We start from the raw sequence: 18318 nt of genomic DNA, 5'->3' as shown, positions 1-18318 counted from the left end.
GATGAATTATCTAATGTTTAAGCGAGCCTATAAAAACTTCTCGAGAAGGATCTCGTCAAAGTACTGTTCGCTAATCTTACCGTGTTTTTTAGCCGTTCCGACGATTTCAAAACCTTGCTTAAGGTATACCGCTAACGCGCGCTCGTTGTCTGCTCTTACATAGGCGAACAGCTTTTCGTAACCTTTGGCTTTGGCTGATTTGAATGTGTAATCGAACAACTGTTTTGCAACGCCCTGCCCACGGCTATTTGCATCAACATAAGTACCAATAATACCAACATGGTCAAAGGCCTTGGTGTAAGTAGCAAATGGTTCGACATTCTGAAAACCAAGTAACTGGTTGGTCGTTTCGTTGACTGCAACGCTAAACACACCACGTTTTGGGAACGACTCAATGAATCCCTTTTCTTCATCAACAGTAAAAGTCTGATCCAAGATCGTATAACGCGCTTCGATAATGATTGGATTCAATACATCAATAATGCCTTGTGCATCTTCTACCGCGACTTCTCTGATTGTTAAGCTCATACTTCTCTACCTTTTTATTGCTTTGGGTAGATTCTATCGCTATATGCCATCCCTTTGACAGGACAGAATGTTGTCGAAGGCGATATCAAAGTAGAGTTCGTAGCTATTTTGTTCAACATAGCCTAAATGCGGTGTCGCAGTGACGTTTGGTAAGGCTAAAAGAGGTTCAGTCTCTAGTGTAGCGGGCTCTACTTCAAAAACATCAATCGCCGCTCGTTTGCTTGGTGCCAGACTCAACTCTCGGTATAAAGCGCCTTGCTCAACCAACTCTGAACGACTGATGTTCACGAACAGTGAGTCTGGCTTCATTAAGGTCAAATCCTCAGCAGTTACGCAACCTCTAGTGGCGTCATTCAAGCGTAGGTGCAACGAGAGTACATCTACGTCACTGAAAAACGCGTGTTTGTTTTCTGCTGCTTCAAAACCGTCTTCCAGCGCTTGCTCTCTTGAGGTTTGGCTTCCCCACACCATCACGTCCATTCCAAATGCTTGGGCATATTGCGCGATGCAACGTCCTATCTTTCCATAGCCCCAAATGCCTAGCTTTAGGCCCTTTAATGTTCGACCCAGCCCTAACGAGCCTGAATCTTGCCACTGGTTTTGCTTAAGGTTTGACGCGTAAGTAGGAATGTGGCGCGATGCAGCCATAATCAACGCCCAGCATAATTCAGAGGGTGCGACTGGCGAGCCTCGGCCTTCTAACACGGTAACACCAAATCGTTCGCACATTTGCGGGTCGATATGGTTACTTACTTTGCCCGTCTGGCTAATCAGCTTGAGGTTTGGGAGCTGCGATAACAAAGATTCGGTGATCTCGGTTCTTTCACGAATGAGCACAATGGCTTCAAACGAGACTAACTTAATGGCGAGCTCTTGCTCTGAATAAGTCTGGGTAAATACCGTGACATCGTGTTGTTCGAGTTTGTTGAAGCAATCGAGGTCTTTAACGACGTTCTGGTAGTCATCCAATATCGCTATTTTCACATCACTCTCCTTGTGAATGTTAATCTTCTGGCGTTAGTCAAAAGCAGCCTAAGTGCCATGCCTAACGAATCAACACATCACTCGCTGGGACTTCACTATTGATGAACCACTTTGAAACGCTCAAGTACCAACATCATGTCTTCACTTGGGTTTATATTGAGCTCTTCACATTCACGAGAGAAGAAGTTCCAATGTGCTTTTCTCCACCATTCTAGTGTTTTGTCACCCTCGCCTTCTGCAGCAGCAAACTCCGCACTCACTTCGTTGTATTTGCACGACGACACCGACGTGATCTCAACAATGCAAACAGGCTTGCCATCCCAATCGGTAACGACTTGCAAGTGACCAACTACTGGTCTCGTCTCGCCTTCATGGGTATACCAGTGTTCAAGGCCGCAGGACGCTTGTTTTTCACCTTTTAAAATCAACTGCGCGCAGAGGTTGGCGTTGTACTCGTCGGCGCAGTAATAATCAGCACTAAAGGAGGTGTATCGCTTGGCAATGTCTGCTGGCAATGTGTTGAGGTAGTGATCAAGATAAGCTTTGCTTCTTTCTTCCATGATCTTTCCAAATTCAATATTAGGTTGAGCCGATAAATACTTATAGATTAAGCATCTGGCTGCATTGGGAGTAACCTATCAAGTCAGGTTATTGCTGTAAACCGAGTGAATATCAAAATGTGGGCTGAGAAAGAAGAATATTGGTGGGAATGTTTGTCAATAGATACCAAATAAAACAGAAGCAGGATATACCTGCCTCTGTTGTTTATTAGTATGACGTTGTCCAGTTAATGAACTATTGAAGCCACTCAAGATCCACATTGCAAGACGATTACACGCTCAGTTTTCGCCCACTATCCATACCCACCAGCATTCTTTCGAAGTCACAACACATAACCAATCGTGATGTTAAATCTATTGTTCAGTTTATTTATCCAACATCGATGTTTACGTATCGTACAACCTCAAGCAATGCAGCAGCCCTACAGCGTTAAGTGCGTTAGGCCAGCGACTAGTGGGATTGGTTAGCCACACATTGCCTTTACGAAATTAAATAACGATAGGAAATATCATGAACAAATCACTTATCGCACTTGTTCTTACTGCAGTTTTAGCAGGTTGCTCATCTAGCGGTGGTTCTGAACCAGCACAACCTCAATTTGATGGTGATTATGGTTTCAAAAACATTGACCCAGTTTTTGGTAACGGCGACCCATCTTTTGACGGTGATAATGGTTATGGCAACGCAGACCCAACGTACGGCAACCCAAAAAGTATTGCCGACAGAATTGATGAAGCTGATTTAGGTTTTGTTCATATCCCTGAATTGGGAGACATTCCTTTCTTTAACCGAGATGACAGCGATGCCCATGTCTCAGCCGTTCGAGAGCAGGTTAGCGACGAGCATACTCTCTACAGCATCTACGTGGATGATAAGCGTGTTGGTGAAATCATCATTCGTGACAACTATGTCACGGTTAGCTCTGGTGACAAGATGATCTCAGGTGAGCAGAAGTCTTATCTTGATACTGAACATACCTTTTGGACAGTAAAAGACACTAACGGCAATGTAGTTGGTGACTTTAAGCGACTCGACGATGGTGTTTGGGTGTTCCGTGAAGAGATGAACCGTGAAACATTTGTGGTTAAGTATCACGACGGTCAGTGGAACTTCATCCCTGTCGCAGACATTAAAAACAAGGTTAAAGACAACTTGCCGTCGCAAGCACAAGCCACCAAAGTGCGAGCAAAAATGCAGGTTAATAAGCTACGTACTTTGAAGTAATACTTATCACCAATCCCATATCAAAAAGGCATCCTCAAATCCAAGAGGATGCCGATCAAGCATCAACCAAGAATACATAACTAAAAAGCTCAAGGAAGATCCGGACTAGGTTACTAATTTACTGGCATTCAGTACTTTGAATTCGCCGATATTTTGTATACATAAGCGAGAGATCCAATGACCATCAAAAAGTTTCCCCTTCTGACATTAGCCGCTGTCTTGCTGTTCACTATGTCTAACGCACAAGCCAATGAACAAAACCAAGAAGAAACTGCGATAACATTTGGCCTATCAGCTGAACGAGGGTGGAGAGATTGGTCTGCTTCTTACATCAAATATCGTGGTCCGGGAAGCATCGGTTATGGCATCGAGTTTACTCGCTCGGCTTATAACGAAGATGAAGAATCATACGAATACAAACAACGCGACAACGAATATCAGTTTCACGCCCCTATTGGTATCACCGAAAACTTGTACATCACCCCAGGTTACGGGATCAAGCGTACCCACACGGACGTCACTTTAGATAGCCGCGAGTTCTCTGATAGCTCAACCAAACAAGTCGGTGGCTTAGGTGCAACCTATATTATGGACAGTGGCTTTGTTGTAACCGCAGGTTTTGATAAAGCAGAAGGTGAAGACGTCGAGTTTTCGATTGGTGCAGGTATCGCATGGTAAAGTCGACTTAAGGAATCATACGCAAACAAAAAGGACCTAGATTTCTCTAGACCCTTCTATATAACAGCGTTTTGTACTCGACATTATCGAGTTACACGAAGTGATTAATCTTCGATGTAGAAAGCTTCTACTGTGCCTTTAAGAGTAATAAGCATTGGCTGACCAAAACGATCTAGCGCTTTAGGAGAAGGGATCTTAACCCAACCTTCGCTGATGCAGTATTCTTCAACATCAGTACGCTCTTTACCATTTAGACGAATGCCGATTGGGTATTCGAAACACTCAGCTACGTGGTGTGGGCTGCGTGGGTTACCTGCAAGATGATCTGGTAAAGCTGGTCTTGAATTAGTATCGCTCATGTTCATTACCTGTATGTACGTAAATAAAAAAAGTGCGTCATTCTAGTCAATATAGGCTTAGTGCTCAACAACTGGTGCAATAAATCGTAGAGATCGTTTTAATCAACAGCGAGTTGTTTGATTTAAAGGCGATATAGGCATGAGTTTCAACGAAAATTTAACAGAGTTATGCATTGTTAATAAGAAGAAAAATGATGAACTTAATAAAAGCACCCAGCCCACAAGCTGAGTGCTTATTAGTCAGTCTTACCAGTCGTACGTTACACTTGCAATGACGTTACGACGATCACCGTAGAAACAGTAGTAATCACACGTCGCAACGTACTCTTTGTCTGCTAAGTTTTTCGCTGCAACTTGGAACTTATAGTCTTCAATACGATAGCTCAATGTTGCGTCAAACAATGTGTAAGAAGACACTTTGTTCGTCTCAGTGTTGTCGGCGTAAGAATCACCAACATAACGAGCACCCGCACCAATCGTTAAGCCATCTAATGGACCATTTAGGAAACGATAGTTTGCCCAAGCAGAAGCCAGTTGGTCAGCAATTTGTGACGGCGTATTTCCTACATTGCTGCTTGTAGCATCTTCCGTTATTTCAGAATCGATGAATGAAACGTTACCAATCAAAGTCAATGCTTCAGTCACGTTTGCAACGGCTTCTAATTCAAGCCCCCGGTTACGAACTTCACCAATTTGCGTTAGCTGACCGGCAACCTGACGCACTAAGTTTTCTTTCGATACTTCAAACGCAGCAATGTTGAAGTAACCGTCAAAACTACGCGGTTGATATTTCAAACCCACTTCATATTGCTCGCCACGTTCCGGTTTCGCTGGATTACCATTTTGGTCAAGCTGAATAATGGGGTTAAACGACTGAGCATAGCTCGCATAAGGTGTAAAACCACTATCCATCAGGTAAGCAACACCGAAGTTGGTTGTCCACTCTTCGCTATCGACCTTAGTTTTGGCGCCAGTAGTCGTGTTATGTGTCTTGTTTTGGGAATCGTCGTAACGAACACCGATTTGTACTGCCCACTTATCCGCAATCATCATTTGGTCTTGTAAATAGACGCCTAATTGATTATTTTTCGTTTTAGTGGTTTGACGATCTGATTCATCAAGTGGCGCAAACGTTGTTGGATTCAACAAAGCTACATTTGTGCTATATGACGGATTGAACACGTTAAAAATAGGGCTAGGAATATTTCCCACACCGGGTACAGGTAGAAGACGGTTTCCGTCACCAATAATTGGATCAGCCGCGTAATCTTTACTATCAATATCGATGCTTTGGTAATCAATACCAGTCAACAAGGTGTGTTCTACCGAACCCGTTGTAAATTTATGGATCAAACGATTATCGATATTAAACGCATCGGATGTCCCCTCTTCCGTCGATGCTTGTCGGATAATAGAAGAACGGGTTGGATCGTAAGGTGCTAGAGCTGTGTCACCAATATACCGCGAGTAATACATTTGACGTAGGTTTATGTCCATTTGGCTGTAACGAACGTTTTGCATTAAGTAGGTACGGTCATTAAAGTGATGTTCAAATTCATAACCTATCGAGATTTGTTCACGCTCAAACGTCTCCCAATCTGTATTTCCCAATGCCCGGCTATCACTGATTTTTCCATTTGGATTTGACGTTAGCGTCCCTTCCATCGGTAAGAATTGTAGGTATGGGTCAGAGTCATCCTTTTGGTAACTAGTTAGCACCGTAATTTTAGTATCGTCTGTAAATTTGTAAGCCAGAGAAGGAGCGATAAAAATGCGTTCAGCCTCTACACCATCGACACGGCTGCCATTTTTACGACCAAGTGCTTGCAAGCGAAACGCCATGTTATCGTTAACTTCAGAGTTCACATCTAAACTAATTTGCTTGCGATCATCAGTACCGTATTCGATAGCAAACTGACCCGAGCCACCATCAAACTGTGGACGCTTACTGATTACGCTAATAACACCACCCGGAGGGGTTTGACCGTATAACGCAGAGCCAGGACCACGCAGAATTTCTACACGCTCCAATCCAAACGGGTCGATTTGCCAGCTGTAAAAACCCGATGAATACAAACGCGTACCATCTTGATACAAACCACTGTTAGCTTGCTTAAAGCCACGGATAACAAACCAATCTTGCTTATTGTCTTCACCGAAGTAGTTCGCTTGAATACTCGGCGTGTACTGTAATGCATCTGCAATACTGATTGACGCTCGGTCGTCCATCTGTTCACGAGTCACAATAGAGATCGCACGTGGTGTCCCGCCTATCGCAACGTCTGTTTTGGTTGCCGTGCGACTACTTAATCCAACGTAACTAAAATCTGGACCTATTGAGCTGTCTTCAAGCTGCTGTCCAATAACAACAACGGTTTCATCCTCTTTTGCCTGAACCAATCCTGACGATATAACTAAAGCGACCGCAAGTGCTGTTGGGGTGCGCATAAAGTGCCGATTCATATATTTCTCCTTCAATACGGCTATGAACCAATTGCAAAAAAGAACAAATGATTTTTACTTTTAAATCATTTGTTCTTGAACCTAACTAGGCTCTTAAAAACTCACGCGACAACACTTTCTAGTGCTTGGTGCGCTTGAGCTAAACGCCCTTTACTCAACTCAATAAGATTGCCGTTATCCATTTTTAGAATACGTTCAGCGTCTTCGTTGAAATGACCAACTAGTTATTGTTGTGATTATCATTATCAATATAGAAAGAGACGATTCCGTATAAACCAGGTACGATAATCTTGTTATTTAGTCTTGGCCTCTAGAAGCTCAACCCGTTCATTCAACAGACACCCGTTAACAAGCGTTCAGTAGTCGCTACAAGTAACTACAGCGACTGCAAGCGACTGCAAGCGACTGCAAGCGACTAAGCTATAACCTTCTTAAGCCCCACATCAAGTACATGCCACCGATAATCGAAGCCACCAAGCCTGCTGGGATCTCCTGTGGGTAAAGCCACTGTCTACCAAGCCAATCCGAGAACAACATCAGTGCCATACCAATTAACGAAGAACAGATCAGATGCTCTTTAGCACGGCTATAACCAAATAATCTCGCCATGTGTGGAGCCATCAAACCGATAAAGCTTAACGGGCCCACCACCAGTGTTGCGCTCACGGTTAAACATGCCACCAGCACCAACAATAGAATTCGAGATCTTGATACATTGATACCGAGAGATTGCGCACTCGCCTGCCCTAATGGCAACACATCCAACCATCGCGCACAGAGGAAACCTAACGAGATAAATACAACTGAAGATACCAGTAACGGAACGAGTGTTGCCTCGGTGACGTAATACGTTGAACCTGCCAACCAAGCCAGAACTTGATAACTTCTTGGGTCGCCACCTGCCAATACAAAACTTTGCACAGCGTTCATCAGTGCCGTTATCGCAACGCCTGTTAGTAATACTCTTTCCGGTTGGAAGCCCGACTTTTGATTAAGCACGACAATGATGCCCAAAGTGCAGACCGCGCCAATAAAGCCACCGACATAAAGCCCAACCACGCTGCTTCCAAAGCCCGCAAAGATTGCGATGATCAAACCTAATGCAGTACCAGAACTGATACCAATCACTTCTGGACTAGCCATTGGGTTGCCACTCAAACGCTGAACGATCGTACCAGCGACTGCCAACATGCCTCCCGCCAATGCCGCTGCTGTTAATCGAGGTAAACGCCATTCGAGCATTGCCCAGTCTTGAGTTTGAAATAACCAATTCCAACCTTCAGTTTGTACCGAGAACAAACTGAACACGACCAGCGACAGCACAATAAACAAGCCGGCCAATACCACTGAATGCTTGTTTAAGCGAGAAGCTACTTCCTTATGACGCGTTAATACAGTTTGTGTTTGTGACTGACTTTTCATGGACAACTTGGGCAGCAACCACAACAACAATGGAGCACCCAATGCAGCCGTTGCAGCACCTGTCGGTATAAACATCGACATGATGCCTGGTAGTTGTTGAATCAGCAGATCGGTAAGGCTTAACAACAAGCCGCCTAACACCATAGATACCAATAACTTAGGAACTAAACGGTGCACACCCATCAAGCGTGCTAATGCGGGGGCCGCTAAACCAACGAATCCAATTACACCCACAGCACTGACAACCCAAGCCGTCAACAATACGGCTAACCCTAAACAACCAACTCTCAATTTCGGTAACGAAACACCTAAGCTCATAGCGCCCTGCTCTGATAACTGGAGCAAACTCAGTGGTTTTACGAACAGAAACGCCATCAGAGTCGCAATCGCTAAGCGCGGAGCCAAGTACTGAACATCTTCCCATCCGGTTTGAACCAATGAACCTGCGCCCCAAATCATTAAGCCATTCAGTTTGTCTTGGTTCACCATCAATAATACAGTACTCACAGCGCCAAAATAGAGGTTCACGACTAAGCCAGATACAATCACCACAGTTGGAGACAAAGCTCGTCGCCAAGACAAAGCAAACACCAAACCAATGGTAGTTACGCCACCAACAAACGCCACCAGCGAATAAGACCACTCTAAAAGCCAAGGGGCGTAAAGCGTCGCTAACATAAGTGCAAAGCTCGAACCACTCGCGACACCTAACGTAGACGGTGAAGCCAAAGGGTTTCTGAGCACCTGTTGCATCAAGACACCCGCAACTGCCAACGCTGCGCCAGATAGCAATGTAGTGAATAACCTCGGCCACCAAGCTAAATGCAGTTTCACTGAGTCTGGAGAAGTGAAATCAGCGCTCCACAAACTAGAAAATCGGCTCAGTCCGAACTGAGGGACAGATAGGTGTTGGCCTATTAACACCAGTGTAGAAACCAATAAAAGAGTCATAACACCTAACGAGAGAACTCTCATAGCACGTCTCCTTGGTTCAATTCAGAGACAATGAAGCGCGCAAAGCGTGTTGCAGAAGGTATCGCACCGAAGCTCCACACCGCTGGAACTTGTAACGCGGGGTAGCCCGACTCTTTCACAATGTATTGCCAAAACTGATTTGCTTTAAGGCTCTCTTTAGTTCCTGCTGGCATTGGCGAAATAATCACGATTTGTCCTTTAACGCCAATAAGCTGATCGACACCAACCAAACTGTAACCCCAAGCGTTGGTTTGCTCTTTCCATGCTGATTCAAGGCCAATCTTGTTTACTGAGGCTTTGTATAGGCTGTTATCCCCAAAGACGCGAACGTGATTAGTGTCCATGAATTGCACCATCAACATTGCAGGAGCACTGTTGGGTAGCAAAGATCCTAAACGATCCATTTCAGTGTTCGCTTTCTGAATCAAAACTTCAGCTTGAGGTTGTTTCTCAGAGACTTCTGCTAGCTTTCGAGTAACCGTTTCTAGCGCTGACCAATCAACATCACCACTTCGGTACAAACCAATGGTCGTAACAGGGGCAATTTTGCTAAGTTGAGTCTCCAACGTTGAAAACATTGGAGAGAGTAATATCTTGTCGGGTTTGAGCTCATGAATACGTTCAAGGTTTGGTTGCGTTCGTAAGCCAACATCCGCAACAGTTGGGGGAATTTGAGGAGACTTTACCCACGAGTTGTAATCGGGTATTTGCGCGACAGCAATAGGTGTAACGCCCAACGCCAAAAGCGTTTCAGTGTGAGTCCAATCGATGGAAACTAATCGAGGTCGATCGCCATCATTCAACTCAGATGTATCTTGATTGGCTAACGCAAGTGGAGAAAATACCAGTACGCTCGATATGACGACTCTTGAAATAAGATTACGAGTGACGTGCGAGCGATGTAATATTGATTGGAAAGACTGTTTAAGCATCATGCTGGCTCCAAATCACCAGGCATCGCGACTGGGTAACCCGCAGAGTGTTGAGTAATGTGCATAGGCACACCATAGATATCTTTCAATATTGACTCTTTGAACACCTCATCAACCTCACCTTCGACTAATAGTTCACCGCTATGTAAGGCAATAATGTGGTCGCAGAAACGTGCAGCCATATTGATGTCGTGTATCACAATGATCACGCCAATCTCTAATGTTTTACTCAGACGCTTAATCAATGTCAGCATTTCAATCTGATGGCCGATATCGAGCGCGGCTAAAGGCTCATCCAGCAAAAGGTATTTGGTGCGTTGAGCCAACAGCATCGCGAGCCACACACGTTGGCGTTCACCACCCGATAAAGTATCCACCAAACGATCAGCGTATTGCGCTGTGTCGGTAAGTTGCATCGCCTCTTCAACATACTGCTTATCTTTACTTGAAAGTCGACCCAATAAGCCGTGCCAAGGGTAGCGACCAAAGCTCACCAGGTCTTTGCCGGATAAACTGTCGGTTACAGGTAAATGTTGAGGTAAGTAAGCAATTTGTTGTGCGAAGTCCTTATCCGACCATTTAGCGACCGGTTTATCTTTCAGGAAAATATCGCCTGAAGTGGCGTGCTGTTGCTTCGCTAGCAACTTTAATAAGGTCGATTTCCCCGAGCCATTATGCCCAACCAAAGCGTAGATTTTTCCTTGCTCAAACGACACATTGAATGTCTTGAGCAATTGCTTATCCCCTACACTGAAACCGAGTCCCTTTGCTTCGAGCATACCTTCAACCTTAAAACACATCATTCACTAAAAAATTAATGAAATACGAACATATTCATAAAATCATTAACAGACAAACATTTATACACTTGCAAAAACCCTAATGCAAACGATTTTCATTTAGATTAAACTATATGCCATACGACCTTTTCCCCTATTTTTTAGAGGGTTAGAGTCCTTACCATGAATAATGGATGCTTATTATTGATTATTCACCTTGTTGCAAAATGGTTAAGCTAATGATGAACAACACCTTTCGTCCACTACCAACGGATCATCCATTTATTGTGGCCGAATTTAACTTTCAAAAAGAATGGATCTGCAAAGCTAAGGGTATTGAAGTCCATGTCGCGCAGTTTGCTCTACAAAGCTTTGACGACAATCTGTTTGATATAACAAACGTGTACTGCCCTATCGCGATCGCTCAATCGGTCGACAAAAGAAAGGCGGAGTATTTTGCGGGACGTTATTTGGTCGCGAGGGAATTACAAAACCTAGGCTTCCCACATCAGGCCCTTGAACAGAATATCGACCGAAGTCCACGTCTGCCAAGTGATGTCATTGGTTCTATTTCCCATAGTGACGACATAGCCGCTGTTGGAGTTTTACCTTCTTCTAATGTGAACAGAGAAAACATTGGGATCGATATCCAACAACGAATCTCCAGTGAAATTTGTGATGATATCGAGAACATGGTCGTAACCGTTCAAGAGGTCGATTTGGTGGTGAAGTATGGATTAACTCGAACAGAAGCTGTGACATTGCTGTTTTCGGCGAAGGAGGCCATTTACAAAGCATTGGCTCGCTTTGTTAGAAGAGGACTGGATTTTAATTCGGCAACATTGACCAAAATTGACGAAGACACAGTTGAATTCGAATTGTCCAAATATATTACTTCGCAGATTTCGGATTCAGAGAGTCATGATGATTCGAGAAGCGTAATTTGCCAATACGACTACTTAGCACAACAGAACGCGTATCTGACGGTGTGTTACTACTCGGCAGATACATAGCGACTATTTAGTTTTAATCTAAAACAAAATGCTCATGACGTGATGATTGGGTTCGGTTTCAATCTCGACGATTGACCAACCAAGAGAAAGGTACAAAGGCGCAATATTGGTATAGGCGTACAAGTTAGACGTTGAATCCTTCGAGGATTGAGATTGATAGTAAACTGGCATTTGTTCAACACCACGATTAATCAATTCACTTGCAATACCTTGGCCACGCCATTGAGCATCAACATAAACAGCATTAATCCAAACCACATCTCTTACTTGATGAGGTTCCTGAAAATGGGAATACGCCAAGCCACCAATGACCACATTATCGCGAAGCGCTACTATTACTGGAGGGAGTTGTACGCAGTCTTTATAGGTATCTTTAAACTTAAAATCCGACCATTCACTTTGAAACAAGCGCTCTAATTCACTCCAATATGGCGAACTTTCATCGCAATTTCTAAAGATTACTTTCTGCATGTTTCCGTCCTTTGAAGGGCTAATACGGCCATCCTAGCCTTGGTTTATATCAGTGTAGGTAAAATTACTCTTCTTCGTCGTAATCGTCTGCAGGGTCTTGATTGATCTCTTCGCCACACCCTAAGCATTCGGCTTGCAAATCTGTTGGCATGACAATAATCAAACCACAATGCGGACATAAATCGCCTTGTTGATACATATGAGTCATCCCTTTACTTCACAGGTATTGCTTCGGATGCTTTTGCTTACTCGCTTCTAACCAATCATGAATAACTTGGCGAGCAGACTCGGATGGCGGTGCATTTCGTTTCCCACAAATCTGGTCAATTTCAAACGGAAAGGCTTTGCTTGGAACACGACGTAGGCCAATGGTTAAGCGCTGAGGCTTGAGCATTCGAAACACCACATAGCGGTCGCTCATGATTCGATTGTGATAGACGCCAATACAATGTTTTTGTTCCACGCCCTCTTGCTCAAGGTCGTAGTAATCAGTAAGCGGATGAATGTTGTCATTACCAAGTAAAGGAACAGGATAAGGGATGTCCATGTCCACAGGGCGATTCCCTTCTAGACGGCGTAACTGACGCTGTTCTGTCCATCTATCATGCAGTTGCTCAAACATAGCAAAGGAATTTTGACTGGTGATGGCACGCAATGGATCGTCCATCTCCAAATCTTGACCCAGTAAAATCGCGTCTTGGAACATGGCCATCTTTGAAGGCGCATTGAGCCTTCCCTCTTCAACCATTGCAATACCTAATCGACTGCCGGTTAAAAACGGATGAACCTGATCCAAACGCAGCGCTGTGTAGCCTACTTTAGAGTAATGTTTGAATTTGAGCACACGTCTTTGCAGCGGCTCGAGAATGCGAACAATGTGGTCAAGCTCATCACCGATGTCGTAATGCAGCTCTAGCTTATCGATAAATTTAAGGGTCGCTTTACTACTGTCTAAGCCCAATTTGGCTAAGATTCTCTTTTGTCCTAGGCGACTCAGTTCCAATGCTTTCTTGTTATCGACACTGTGTTTCATGCAGATTAGCGCCAAGATAACCGGTCTTAACTCAAGCAGTTGTGCTGCCTCATAAGTGTTCGCAGCCAACCATAGCATTTGATATTGATACTCAGGAAAATCGTCAGTGATCTCACGATAACGAGCAGGCAATGAATCCAACCAACGACCATTCTTATCAAACTGCTCAACAAGGTTTAGGCTCAGCCCAATGCCACCATCGAGCGGGCGTCGACCATCTTCAAACACATGAAAGCCGACAAGCTTTTGAGACCAATCTCGGATCTCAATATCGTAGTCGAAACCTAACGTCCTAGTAGGAATGGTGAGTAGTGCTGTCATTGATGCCTCTTCGTTATTGGCGCATTAAACCGTAAAGCCTATCTAACAGAATAAGCTAGCGCTTCAACCACTATAACAACCTTTTGTAAATTTCTTATCAATCAAAGCGATATAAATACGATAGTGCTTAGAAGATCATTGAATGATGAATTTATGCAATATGAGACCTCTTCGATATCATTTGTGCTAACAAAAACTATGCTTGTTATATAACTGATAACACGAGGCTTTAATTATGGAATACCGACATATTCTGGTCGCTGTTGAAATGTCCGACGACACTAAGATTCTGATTGATCGAGCGACCTTCTTCGCAAACAAACTAGAGGCTGGCATTTCGTTTGTTTATATCGACGGCACGCATGGAGAGATTTACCCTGAACTCGTTGATATTCAGGGAAATGAAGGCGATCTACCCATCAATGAAGATTCCGTTAAACATTTGAAAGAGTTTGAGGCCTACGCTAAACACCCAATCAAGCACATATTCGTGGGAACGGGAGATTTGAATGATAAGCTCAAAAATACCATCGAGGTAAATGGCGTTGACCTACTACTATGTGGCCATCACCACGATTTTTGGCATAAAATCATTTCCCATTCGAAACAGATCATCGACACATCTCCGGTCGATATTCTAATCGTTCCAATGGATTAGATACTGCCGTTCGAACTTTAAAAACTTCTGCATTGCCAATCTCTATCGGTATTATTGGTTGGCTTCATACTCTCCTTAACATCCCTCTTTGCGCTTAGTTCAGTCATTACCTTTTCAAAACAATCATTTGTGATCTTGTCAGCTTATCAACTCGTAAGCGTCTAATAATTAAAAAATTACGAGTGTAAGTAATGAAAAAGATTGGTCTCTATCTTTTTACAAACGACTTAAGAATCAACGACAATCAATTGCTCCATTGCGCTGCGCAGAGCGTCGATAAACTCATTTTTGTGATTGTCGAACCCACTTTGGTTCGTTTCTCTGCTGATTTCGCGAAAGAACAAAGTTATGGCGCGCATCGCCAGACCTTTGTTTCACAATCGATAACTCACCTAGAAGCGAATTTAGTTAAGTTTGGTCAGCAACTTGTCGTGATTCACAGTAATCATTTAGAACCAGACGCAGCCGAGCAAACACTCAGCCAAATCATTGCTACACAACACGTCACCCATTTTTTCGCCAATGCACATTGCGGTTACGATGAGCGACGATTGATTGATTCAGTTCACCGTCGTCACCCTGACTTAATAACATGCTTGCCACATCACTCGACCTTGTTTGACTCACATGAGCTGCCGTTTGAATTATCAAAAGTCCCGAGCTCGTTTACCAAATTTAGAAAGCTAGTCGAACACTTGGACGTTAATAGCGGTGAGACGGTTATTTCACGTTTACCGCAAGCAGTGACACTTGCAGCAACACCAGTATTGGCAATCCCACTATTCAGTTCAGCAAATTCAGAAAGAGCAGCAACAAACGATTATTTGGGTGGCGAAGACGCAGGACTAGCACATCTAGATAACTACTTCTCACATGATTACGCCCTTAACTACAAGCAGACTCGAAACGCATTTGACGGCGTCGAAAACTCAACCAAGTTCTCGCCATGGTTGGCACTCGGCTGCGTTGCGCCTAAAACAATTTATCGACATTTGAAGCAGTTCGAAACCGATCATGGCAGTAACGATTCAACCTATTGGATCTACTTTGAGTTGTTGTGGCGCGAATATTTCTATTGGAAATGCTTATCTCTGGGCTCATCGTTATTCGGTGATTCTTCAGACCAAAAACTCAACACCCCAAACTCCTCGGGAACGTCGAACCTTAATTTTGCCAAATGGAAAAGTGGCAATACCAATTACCCTATTGTCGATGCGTGTATGCGCCAACTTAACGAAACAGGCTACATGTCTAATCGAGGAAGGCAGCTGGCCGCTAGCTGTTTGATCTACGAACTAGGGATCGATTGGCGACACGGCGCAGCCTATTTTGAGAGCCAACTTATCGACTATGACGTGGCATCAAACTGGGGTAATTGGGCATATATAGCCGGAGCCCTGAACTCTCAGGTAAACACCCAAGCCAATAAGCAAAATAATGCTAAGCAACCTAAATCACGACATTTTGATTTGGCTATGCAAACGGATATGTACGATCCAGACCATGCGTTCATCAACAAGTGGAATGCGAGCAGCAAAGAACCTTTCTTAACCAACAATCAGGATATGTTATGAACTTCAAAACCGTGCGCCTTGTCTTAGGCGACCAACTCAATGTCCAGCACTCTTGGTTTCAACAGGTTGATGACGAGGTCACTTACATCATTGCCGAACTTAAGCAAGAGACTGACTACGTTGCATCGCACATCCAAAAGGTGGCGGCTTTTTTCTCGGCGATGGGCTATTTTGCCGACGAACTCAAACAACAAGGTCATCAGGTACTCCACTTAACTCTTGATGACACGACTCAATTTGAAAATCTTGATGCGCTATTGCAGCACTATGTCCACGAATTCGGCGCTGAGAAATTCGAATATCAAAGGCCAGATGAATATCGACTTCTCCAACAACTGGCAAAGCTGAAGTTAACCGGAGTAACCAAAGGCTGTAGCGATTCTGAGCACTTCCTGTTTCCGTTTGACGAGATTGAAACCCAATTTCCAAAAGACAAACACATCATGATGGAACACTTCTATCGTCGAATGAGAAAGCGTTTCGACATCCTGCTCGACGATGGCAAACCGGTTTGCGGAAAATGGAATTACGATGCAAACAATCGCAAGAAGCTGAAGAAACAAGACATCGAGAACCTGCCGCAACCGTTAATGTTTGCCAACGACATTTCTGCGATCTTAAAACGCATCGAGCATCATCAAGTTCAAACCATTGGTGAAGTTGGCGACCAATTATTATGGCCAGTTAACCGCGCACAAAGCTTGTCTTTACTCGCGCACTTCTGCCAAGTCTGTTTACCGCTGTTCGGTCAGTTTCAAGATGCGATGACGACAGAACACGACTCAAAATGGAGCTTGTACCATAGCCGCCTCTCCTTTTCGATGAACAGCAAACTGCTAAGCCCCCAAGAAGTGATTGATGCTGCGCTGTCGGCTTATCAAGCCTCTTCTAAGATAAACACACCCACTATCGACATTGCACAAGTCGAAGGGTTTGTACGCCAAATACTGGGATGGCGAGAGTACATACGCGCCGTCTATTGGGCAAACATGCCTGCGTACGCCAATAAAAACCATTATTCAGCAACCAACAAGCTGCCTCATTACTTTTGGGATGGACAAACCAAAATGAATTGCATGAAGCATGCGATTGACCAGTCCCTTGAATTTGCTTACGCGCATCACATCCAAAGGTTAATGATCACTGGCAACTTCTGCTTAATTACGGCCATAGACCCCGACCAAGTAGACAGTTGGTACCTTGGTATATACGTCGATGCGATTGAGTGGGTCGAAATGCCAAATACGCGAGGTATGGCACTGTTTGCGGATGGCGGGATCGTCGGAACCAAACCATACTCTGCCAGCGGTTCTTACATCAACCGTATGAGTGACTACTGCAAAGGTTGTCACTACAAGATAAAAGAACGCAGCGGAGAGCAATCATGCCCTTTCAATAGCTTGTACTGGCGCTTTATGAACCAGCACCGCGATGCGTTAAACCGTAACCCACGCATGGGCATGTTATATCGCTCTTGGGACAATATGGATGAACAAGACCAACAAGCGATACTCGAGACCGCAGAACAACGAATCACAAACTTGGAGAATTTATAATGGTTGAGCAACTCAGATTACACATACTAGTTGTCGGTGGGAGTGGCGGTATTGGTTTCGCTGTGGTTAAACACCTATTATCTGAGCTGTCTCGGTTTGATTTTCTCGATGTCCATGTCGACGCGACTTACCACTCTCAACAGCCAGAACTAGAAAACAGTCGTTTGAACTGGCACAAAGTCGATGCAACCAATGAAGCTGATATTGAGCAACTCAGCAAACAGTTTGAAAAATTGGACTGGTTGATAAACTGCGTGGGTATGCTTCACACATCAGAGCTCGGGCCGGAAAAAAACTTGTCTTCTATCGACCCTGAGTTTTTCCTGAAAAACATTTCGGTGAATACCCTACCCAGCTTATTACTGGCAAAGCACTTCACACCTATTCTTAGAACGAGCGACAATCCAAAGTTTGCTGTAGTTTCCGCAAAGGTAGGTAGCATTTCAGACAACCGATTAGGAGGTTGGTATAGCTATCGGTCATCGAAAGCGGCACTCAACATGTTCATCAAAACCATGTCGATTGAATGGCAACGCACCATAAAGAAAGGCACAGTATTAGCGCTACACCCGGGCACAACAGACACGGCTTTATCGAAACCTTTTCAGACCAATGTCCCTGAAGGTAAGTTGTTTGAGTCGAGCTATGTCGCCCATCAATTGGTGGACATCATTCGCACTGCTACACCGGATAACAGTGGGCACTTCTACGCTTACGATGGTGAGCAGTTAAGTTGGTAATTAATACCAGTGGCCGTCTTCCATGAGTGCTAAAAAAGAAAACCCAA

18 protein-coding genes are annotated in these 18318 nt (G+C 44.1%); 7 read left to right on the top strand and 11 right to left on the bottom strand.

Translation table 11 applies throughout. The features are described from left to right. Positions 1-27 precede the first annotated feature (27 nt). The 3 genes from ACED25_RS14135 to ACED25_RS14125 form a co-directional block, all read right to left on the bottom strand. Positions 28-528, bottom strand: a complete 501-nt coding sequence (locus ACED25_RS14135) for an N-acetyltransferase family protein (RefSeq protein WP_371695487.1) — start codon at positions 526-528, stop codon at positions 28-30. Between the two features lie 39 nt (positions 529-567). Further along, complete coding sequence (locus ACED25_RS14130) at positions 568-1512, bottom strand: D-2-hydroxyacid dehydrogenase family protein (RefSeq protein ID WP_371695486.1); 945 nt, start codon at positions 1510-1512, stop codon at positions 568-570. A 95-nt stretch (positions 1513-1607) separates the two neighbouring features. Beyond that, on the bottom strand, positions 1608-2072 hold the full coding sequence (locus tag ACED25_RS14125; protein ID WP_371695485.1) for an ASCH domain-containing protein: 465 nt from the start codon (positions 2070-2072) through the stop codon (positions 1608-1610). A gap of 511 nt (positions 2073-2583) precedes the next feature. On the opposite strand from ACED25_RS14125, the gene ACED25_RS14120 reads away from it, so the two are divergent. Both ACED25_RS14120 and ACED25_RS14115 read left to right on the top strand, forming a co-directional pair. Then, complete coding sequence (locus ACED25_RS14120) at positions 2584-3297, top strand: membrane lipoprotein lipid attachment site-containing protein (protein ID WP_371695484.1); 714 nt, start codon at positions 2584-2586, stop codon at positions 3295-3297. A 177-nt stretch (positions 3298-3474) separates the two neighbouring features. Further along, a complete protein-coding gene (locus ACED25_RS14115) occupies positions 3475-3975 on the top strand; it encodes a hypothetical protein (protein WP_371695483.1) in 501 nt (166 codons plus the stop codon). A 104-nt stretch (positions 3976-4079) separates the two neighbouring features. On the opposite strand, the gene ACED25_RS14110 is transcribed toward ACED25_RS14115, so the two are convergent. From ACED25_RS14110 to ACED25_RS14090, 5 genes are all read right to left on the bottom strand, one after another. Further along, positions 4080-4334, bottom strand: a complete 255-nt coding sequence (locus ACED25_RS14110) for a DUF3297 family protein (RefSeq protein ID WP_029223190.1) — start codon at positions 4332-4334, stop codon at positions 4080-4082. 246 nt (positions 4335-4580) lie between these two features. After that, a complete protein-coding gene (locus ACED25_RS14105; protein ID WP_371695516.1) occupies positions 4581-6782 on the bottom strand; it encodes a TonB-dependent siderophore receptor in 2202 nt (733 codons plus the stop codon). Between the two features lie 435 nt (positions 6783-7217). Further along, positions 7218-9194 carry a Fe(3+)-hydroxamate ABC transporter permease FhuB gene (gene fhuB, locus ACED25_RS14100; RefSeq protein ID WP_371695482.1) on the bottom strand — a complete coding sequence of 659 codons (1977 nt, stop codon included), beginning with the start codon at positions 9192-9194 and terminating at the stop codon, positions 7218-7220. Beyond that, on the bottom strand, positions 9191-10129 hold the full coding sequence (locus ACED25_RS14095; RefSeq protein WP_371695481.1) for an ABC transporter substrate-binding protein: 939 nt from the start codon (positions 10127-10129) through the stop codon (positions 9191-9193). Before ACED25_RS14095 ends, fhuB begins: the two co-directional genes overlap by 4 nt. Beyond that, entirely contained in the window at positions 10126-10905 is a 780-nt protein-coding gene (locus ACED25_RS14090; protein WP_371695480.1) for an ABC transporter ATP-binding protein, read from the bottom strand. Before ACED25_RS14090 ends, ACED25_RS14095 begins: the two co-directional genes overlap by 4 nt. Positions 10906-11144: 239 nt before the next feature. Here ACED25_RS14090 and ACED25_RS14085 point away from each other — a divergent pair, with 239 nt between their 5' ends. Beyond that, complete coding sequence (locus ACED25_RS14085) at positions 11145-11918, top strand: 4'-phosphopantetheinyl transferase (RefSeq protein ID WP_371695479.1); 774 nt, start codon at positions 11145-11147, stop codon at positions 11916-11918. A gap of 18 nt (positions 11919-11936) precedes the next feature. Here ACED25_RS14085 and ACED25_RS14080 read toward each other — a convergent pair whose 3' ends face one another. The 3 genes from ACED25_RS14080 to ACED25_RS14070 form a co-directional block, all read right to left on the bottom strand. Then, entirely contained in the window at positions 11937-12389 is a 453-nt protein-coding gene (locus ACED25_RS14080; RefSeq protein ID WP_371695478.1) for a GNAT family N-acetyltransferase, read from the bottom strand. A gap of 64 nt (positions 12390-12453) precedes the next feature. Then, positions 12454-12588, bottom strand: coding sequence for a hypothetical protein (locus ACED25_RS14075; protein ID WP_261875693.1), 135 nt, complete (start codon positions 12586-12588; stop codon positions 12454-12456). 18 nt (positions 12589-12606) lie between these two features. After that, positions 12607-13743: a PcfJ domain-containing protein gene (locus tag ACED25_RS14070; protein WP_371695477.1), complete on the bottom strand. Its 1137-nt coding sequence runs from the start codon at positions 13741-13743 to the stop codon at positions 12607-12609. 235 nt (positions 13744-13978) lie between these two features. On the opposite strand from ACED25_RS14070, the gene ACED25_RS14065 reads away from it, so the two are divergent. The 4 genes from ACED25_RS14065 (at position 13979) to ACED25_RS14050 (ending at position 18271) form a co-directional block, all read left to right on the top strand. After that, on the top strand, positions 13979-14401 hold the full coding sequence (locus ACED25_RS14065) for a universal stress protein (RefSeq protein WP_012604051.1): 423 nt from the start codon (positions 13979-13981) through the stop codon (positions 14399-14401). A 191-nt stretch (positions 14402-14592) separates the two neighbouring features. Continuing rightward, positions 14593-15975 carry a DASH family cryptochrome gene (locus ACED25_RS14060; protein ID WP_371695476.1) on the top strand — a complete coding sequence of 461 codons (1383 nt, stop codon included), beginning with the start codon at positions 14593-14595 and terminating at the stop codon, positions 15973-15975. Further along, the gene (locus tag ACED25_RS14055) at positions 15972-17531 is read left to right on the top strand and encodes a cryptochrome/photolyase family protein (RefSeq protein WP_371695475.1); all 1560 of its coding nucleotides are present in this window, start codon (positions 15972-15974) and stop codon (positions 17529-17531) included. Before ACED25_RS14060 ends, ACED25_RS14055 begins: the two co-directional genes overlap by 4 nt. After that, positions 17531-18271, top strand: coding sequence for an SDR family oxidoreductase (locus ACED25_RS14050; protein WP_076646972.1), 741 nt, complete (start codon positions 17531-17533; stop codon positions 18269-18271). The genes ACED25_RS14055 and ACED25_RS14050 overlap by 1 nt, the downstream gene beginning before the upstream one ends. The last annotated feature ends 47 nt before the right edge of the window (positions 18272-18318 follow it).

This window comes from Vibrio sp. 1F263 (assembly GCF_041439035.1).
GTDB classification, from domain to species: domain Bacteria; phylum Pseudomonadota; class Gammaproteobacteria; order Enterobacterales; family Vibrionaceae; genus Vibrio; species Vibrio tasmaniensis_A.
This window is presented reverse-complemented; position numbering and strand designations above follow the sequence as displayed.

Excerpts from the sequence above, each read along its gene's own strand:
- ACED25_RS14135 (WP_371695487.1), bottom strand. The coding sequence starts at position 528 with ATGAGCTTAACAATCAGAGAAGTCGCGGTAGAAGATGCACAAGGCATT.
- ACED25_RS14125 (WP_371695485.1), bottom strand. The coding sequence starts at position 2,072 with ATGGAAGAAAGAAGCAAAGCTTATCTTGATCACTACCTCAACACATTG.
- ACED25_RS14120 (WP_371695484.1), top strand. The coding sequence starts at position 2,584 with ATGAACAAATCACTTATCGCACTTGTTCTTACTGCAGTTTTAGCAGGT.
- ACED25_RS14115 (WP_371695483.1), top strand. The coding sequence starts at position 3,475 with ATGACCATCAAAAAGTTTCCCCTTCTGACATTAGCCGCTGTCTTGCTG.
- ACED25_RS14110 (WP_029223190.1), bottom strand. The coding sequence starts at position 4,334 with ATGAGCGATACTAATTCAAGACCAGCTTTACCAGATCATCTTGCAGGT.
- ACED25_RS14105 (WP_371695516.1), bottom strand. The coding sequence starts at position 6,782 with ATGCGCACCCCAACAGCACTTGCGGTCGCTTTAGTTATATCGTCAGGA.
- fhuB (WP_371695482.1), bottom strand. The coding sequence starts at position 9,194 with ATGAGAGTTCTCTCGTTAGGTGTTATGACTCTTTTATTGGTTTCTACA.
- ACED25_RS14095 (WP_371695481.1), bottom strand. The coding sequence starts at position 10,129 with ATGATGCTTAAACAGTCTTTCCAATCAATATTACATCGCTCGCACGTC.
- ACED25_RS14090 (WP_371695480.1), bottom strand. The coding sequence starts at position 10,905 with ATGCTCGAAGCAAAGGGACTCGGTTTCAGTGTAGGGGATAAGCAATTG.
- ACED25_RS14085 (WP_371695479.1), top strand. The coding sequence starts at position 11,145 with ATGATGAACAACACCTTTCGTCCACTACCAACGGATCATCCATTTATT.
- ACED25_RS14080 (WP_371695478.1), bottom strand. The coding sequence starts at position 12,389 with ATGCAGAAAGTAATCTTTAGAAATTGCGATGAAAGTTCGCCATATTGG.
- ACED25_RS14075 (WP_261875693.1), bottom strand. The coding sequence starts at position 12,588 with ATGTATCAACAAGGCGATTTATGTCCGCATTGTGGTTTGATTATTGTC.
- ACED25_RS14070 (WP_371695477.1), bottom strand. The coding sequence starts at position 13,743 with ATGACAGCACTACTCACCATTCCTACTAGGACGTTAGGTTTCGACTAC.
- ACED25_RS14065 (WP_012604051.1), top strand. The coding sequence starts at position 13,979 with ATGGAATACCGACATATTCTGGTCGCTGTTGAAATGTCCGACGACACT.
- ACED25_RS14060 (WP_371695476.1), top strand. The coding sequence starts at position 14,593 with ATGAAAAAGATTGGTCTCTATCTTTTTACAAACGACTTAAGAATCAAC.
- ACED25_RS14055 (WP_371695475.1), top strand. The coding sequence starts at position 15,972 with ATGAACTTCAAAACCGTGCGCCTTGTCTTAGGCGACCAACTCAATGTC.
- ACED25_RS14050 (WP_076646972.1), top strand. The coding sequence starts at position 17,531 with ATGGTTGAGCAACTCAGATTACACATACTAGTTGTCGGTGGGAGTGGC.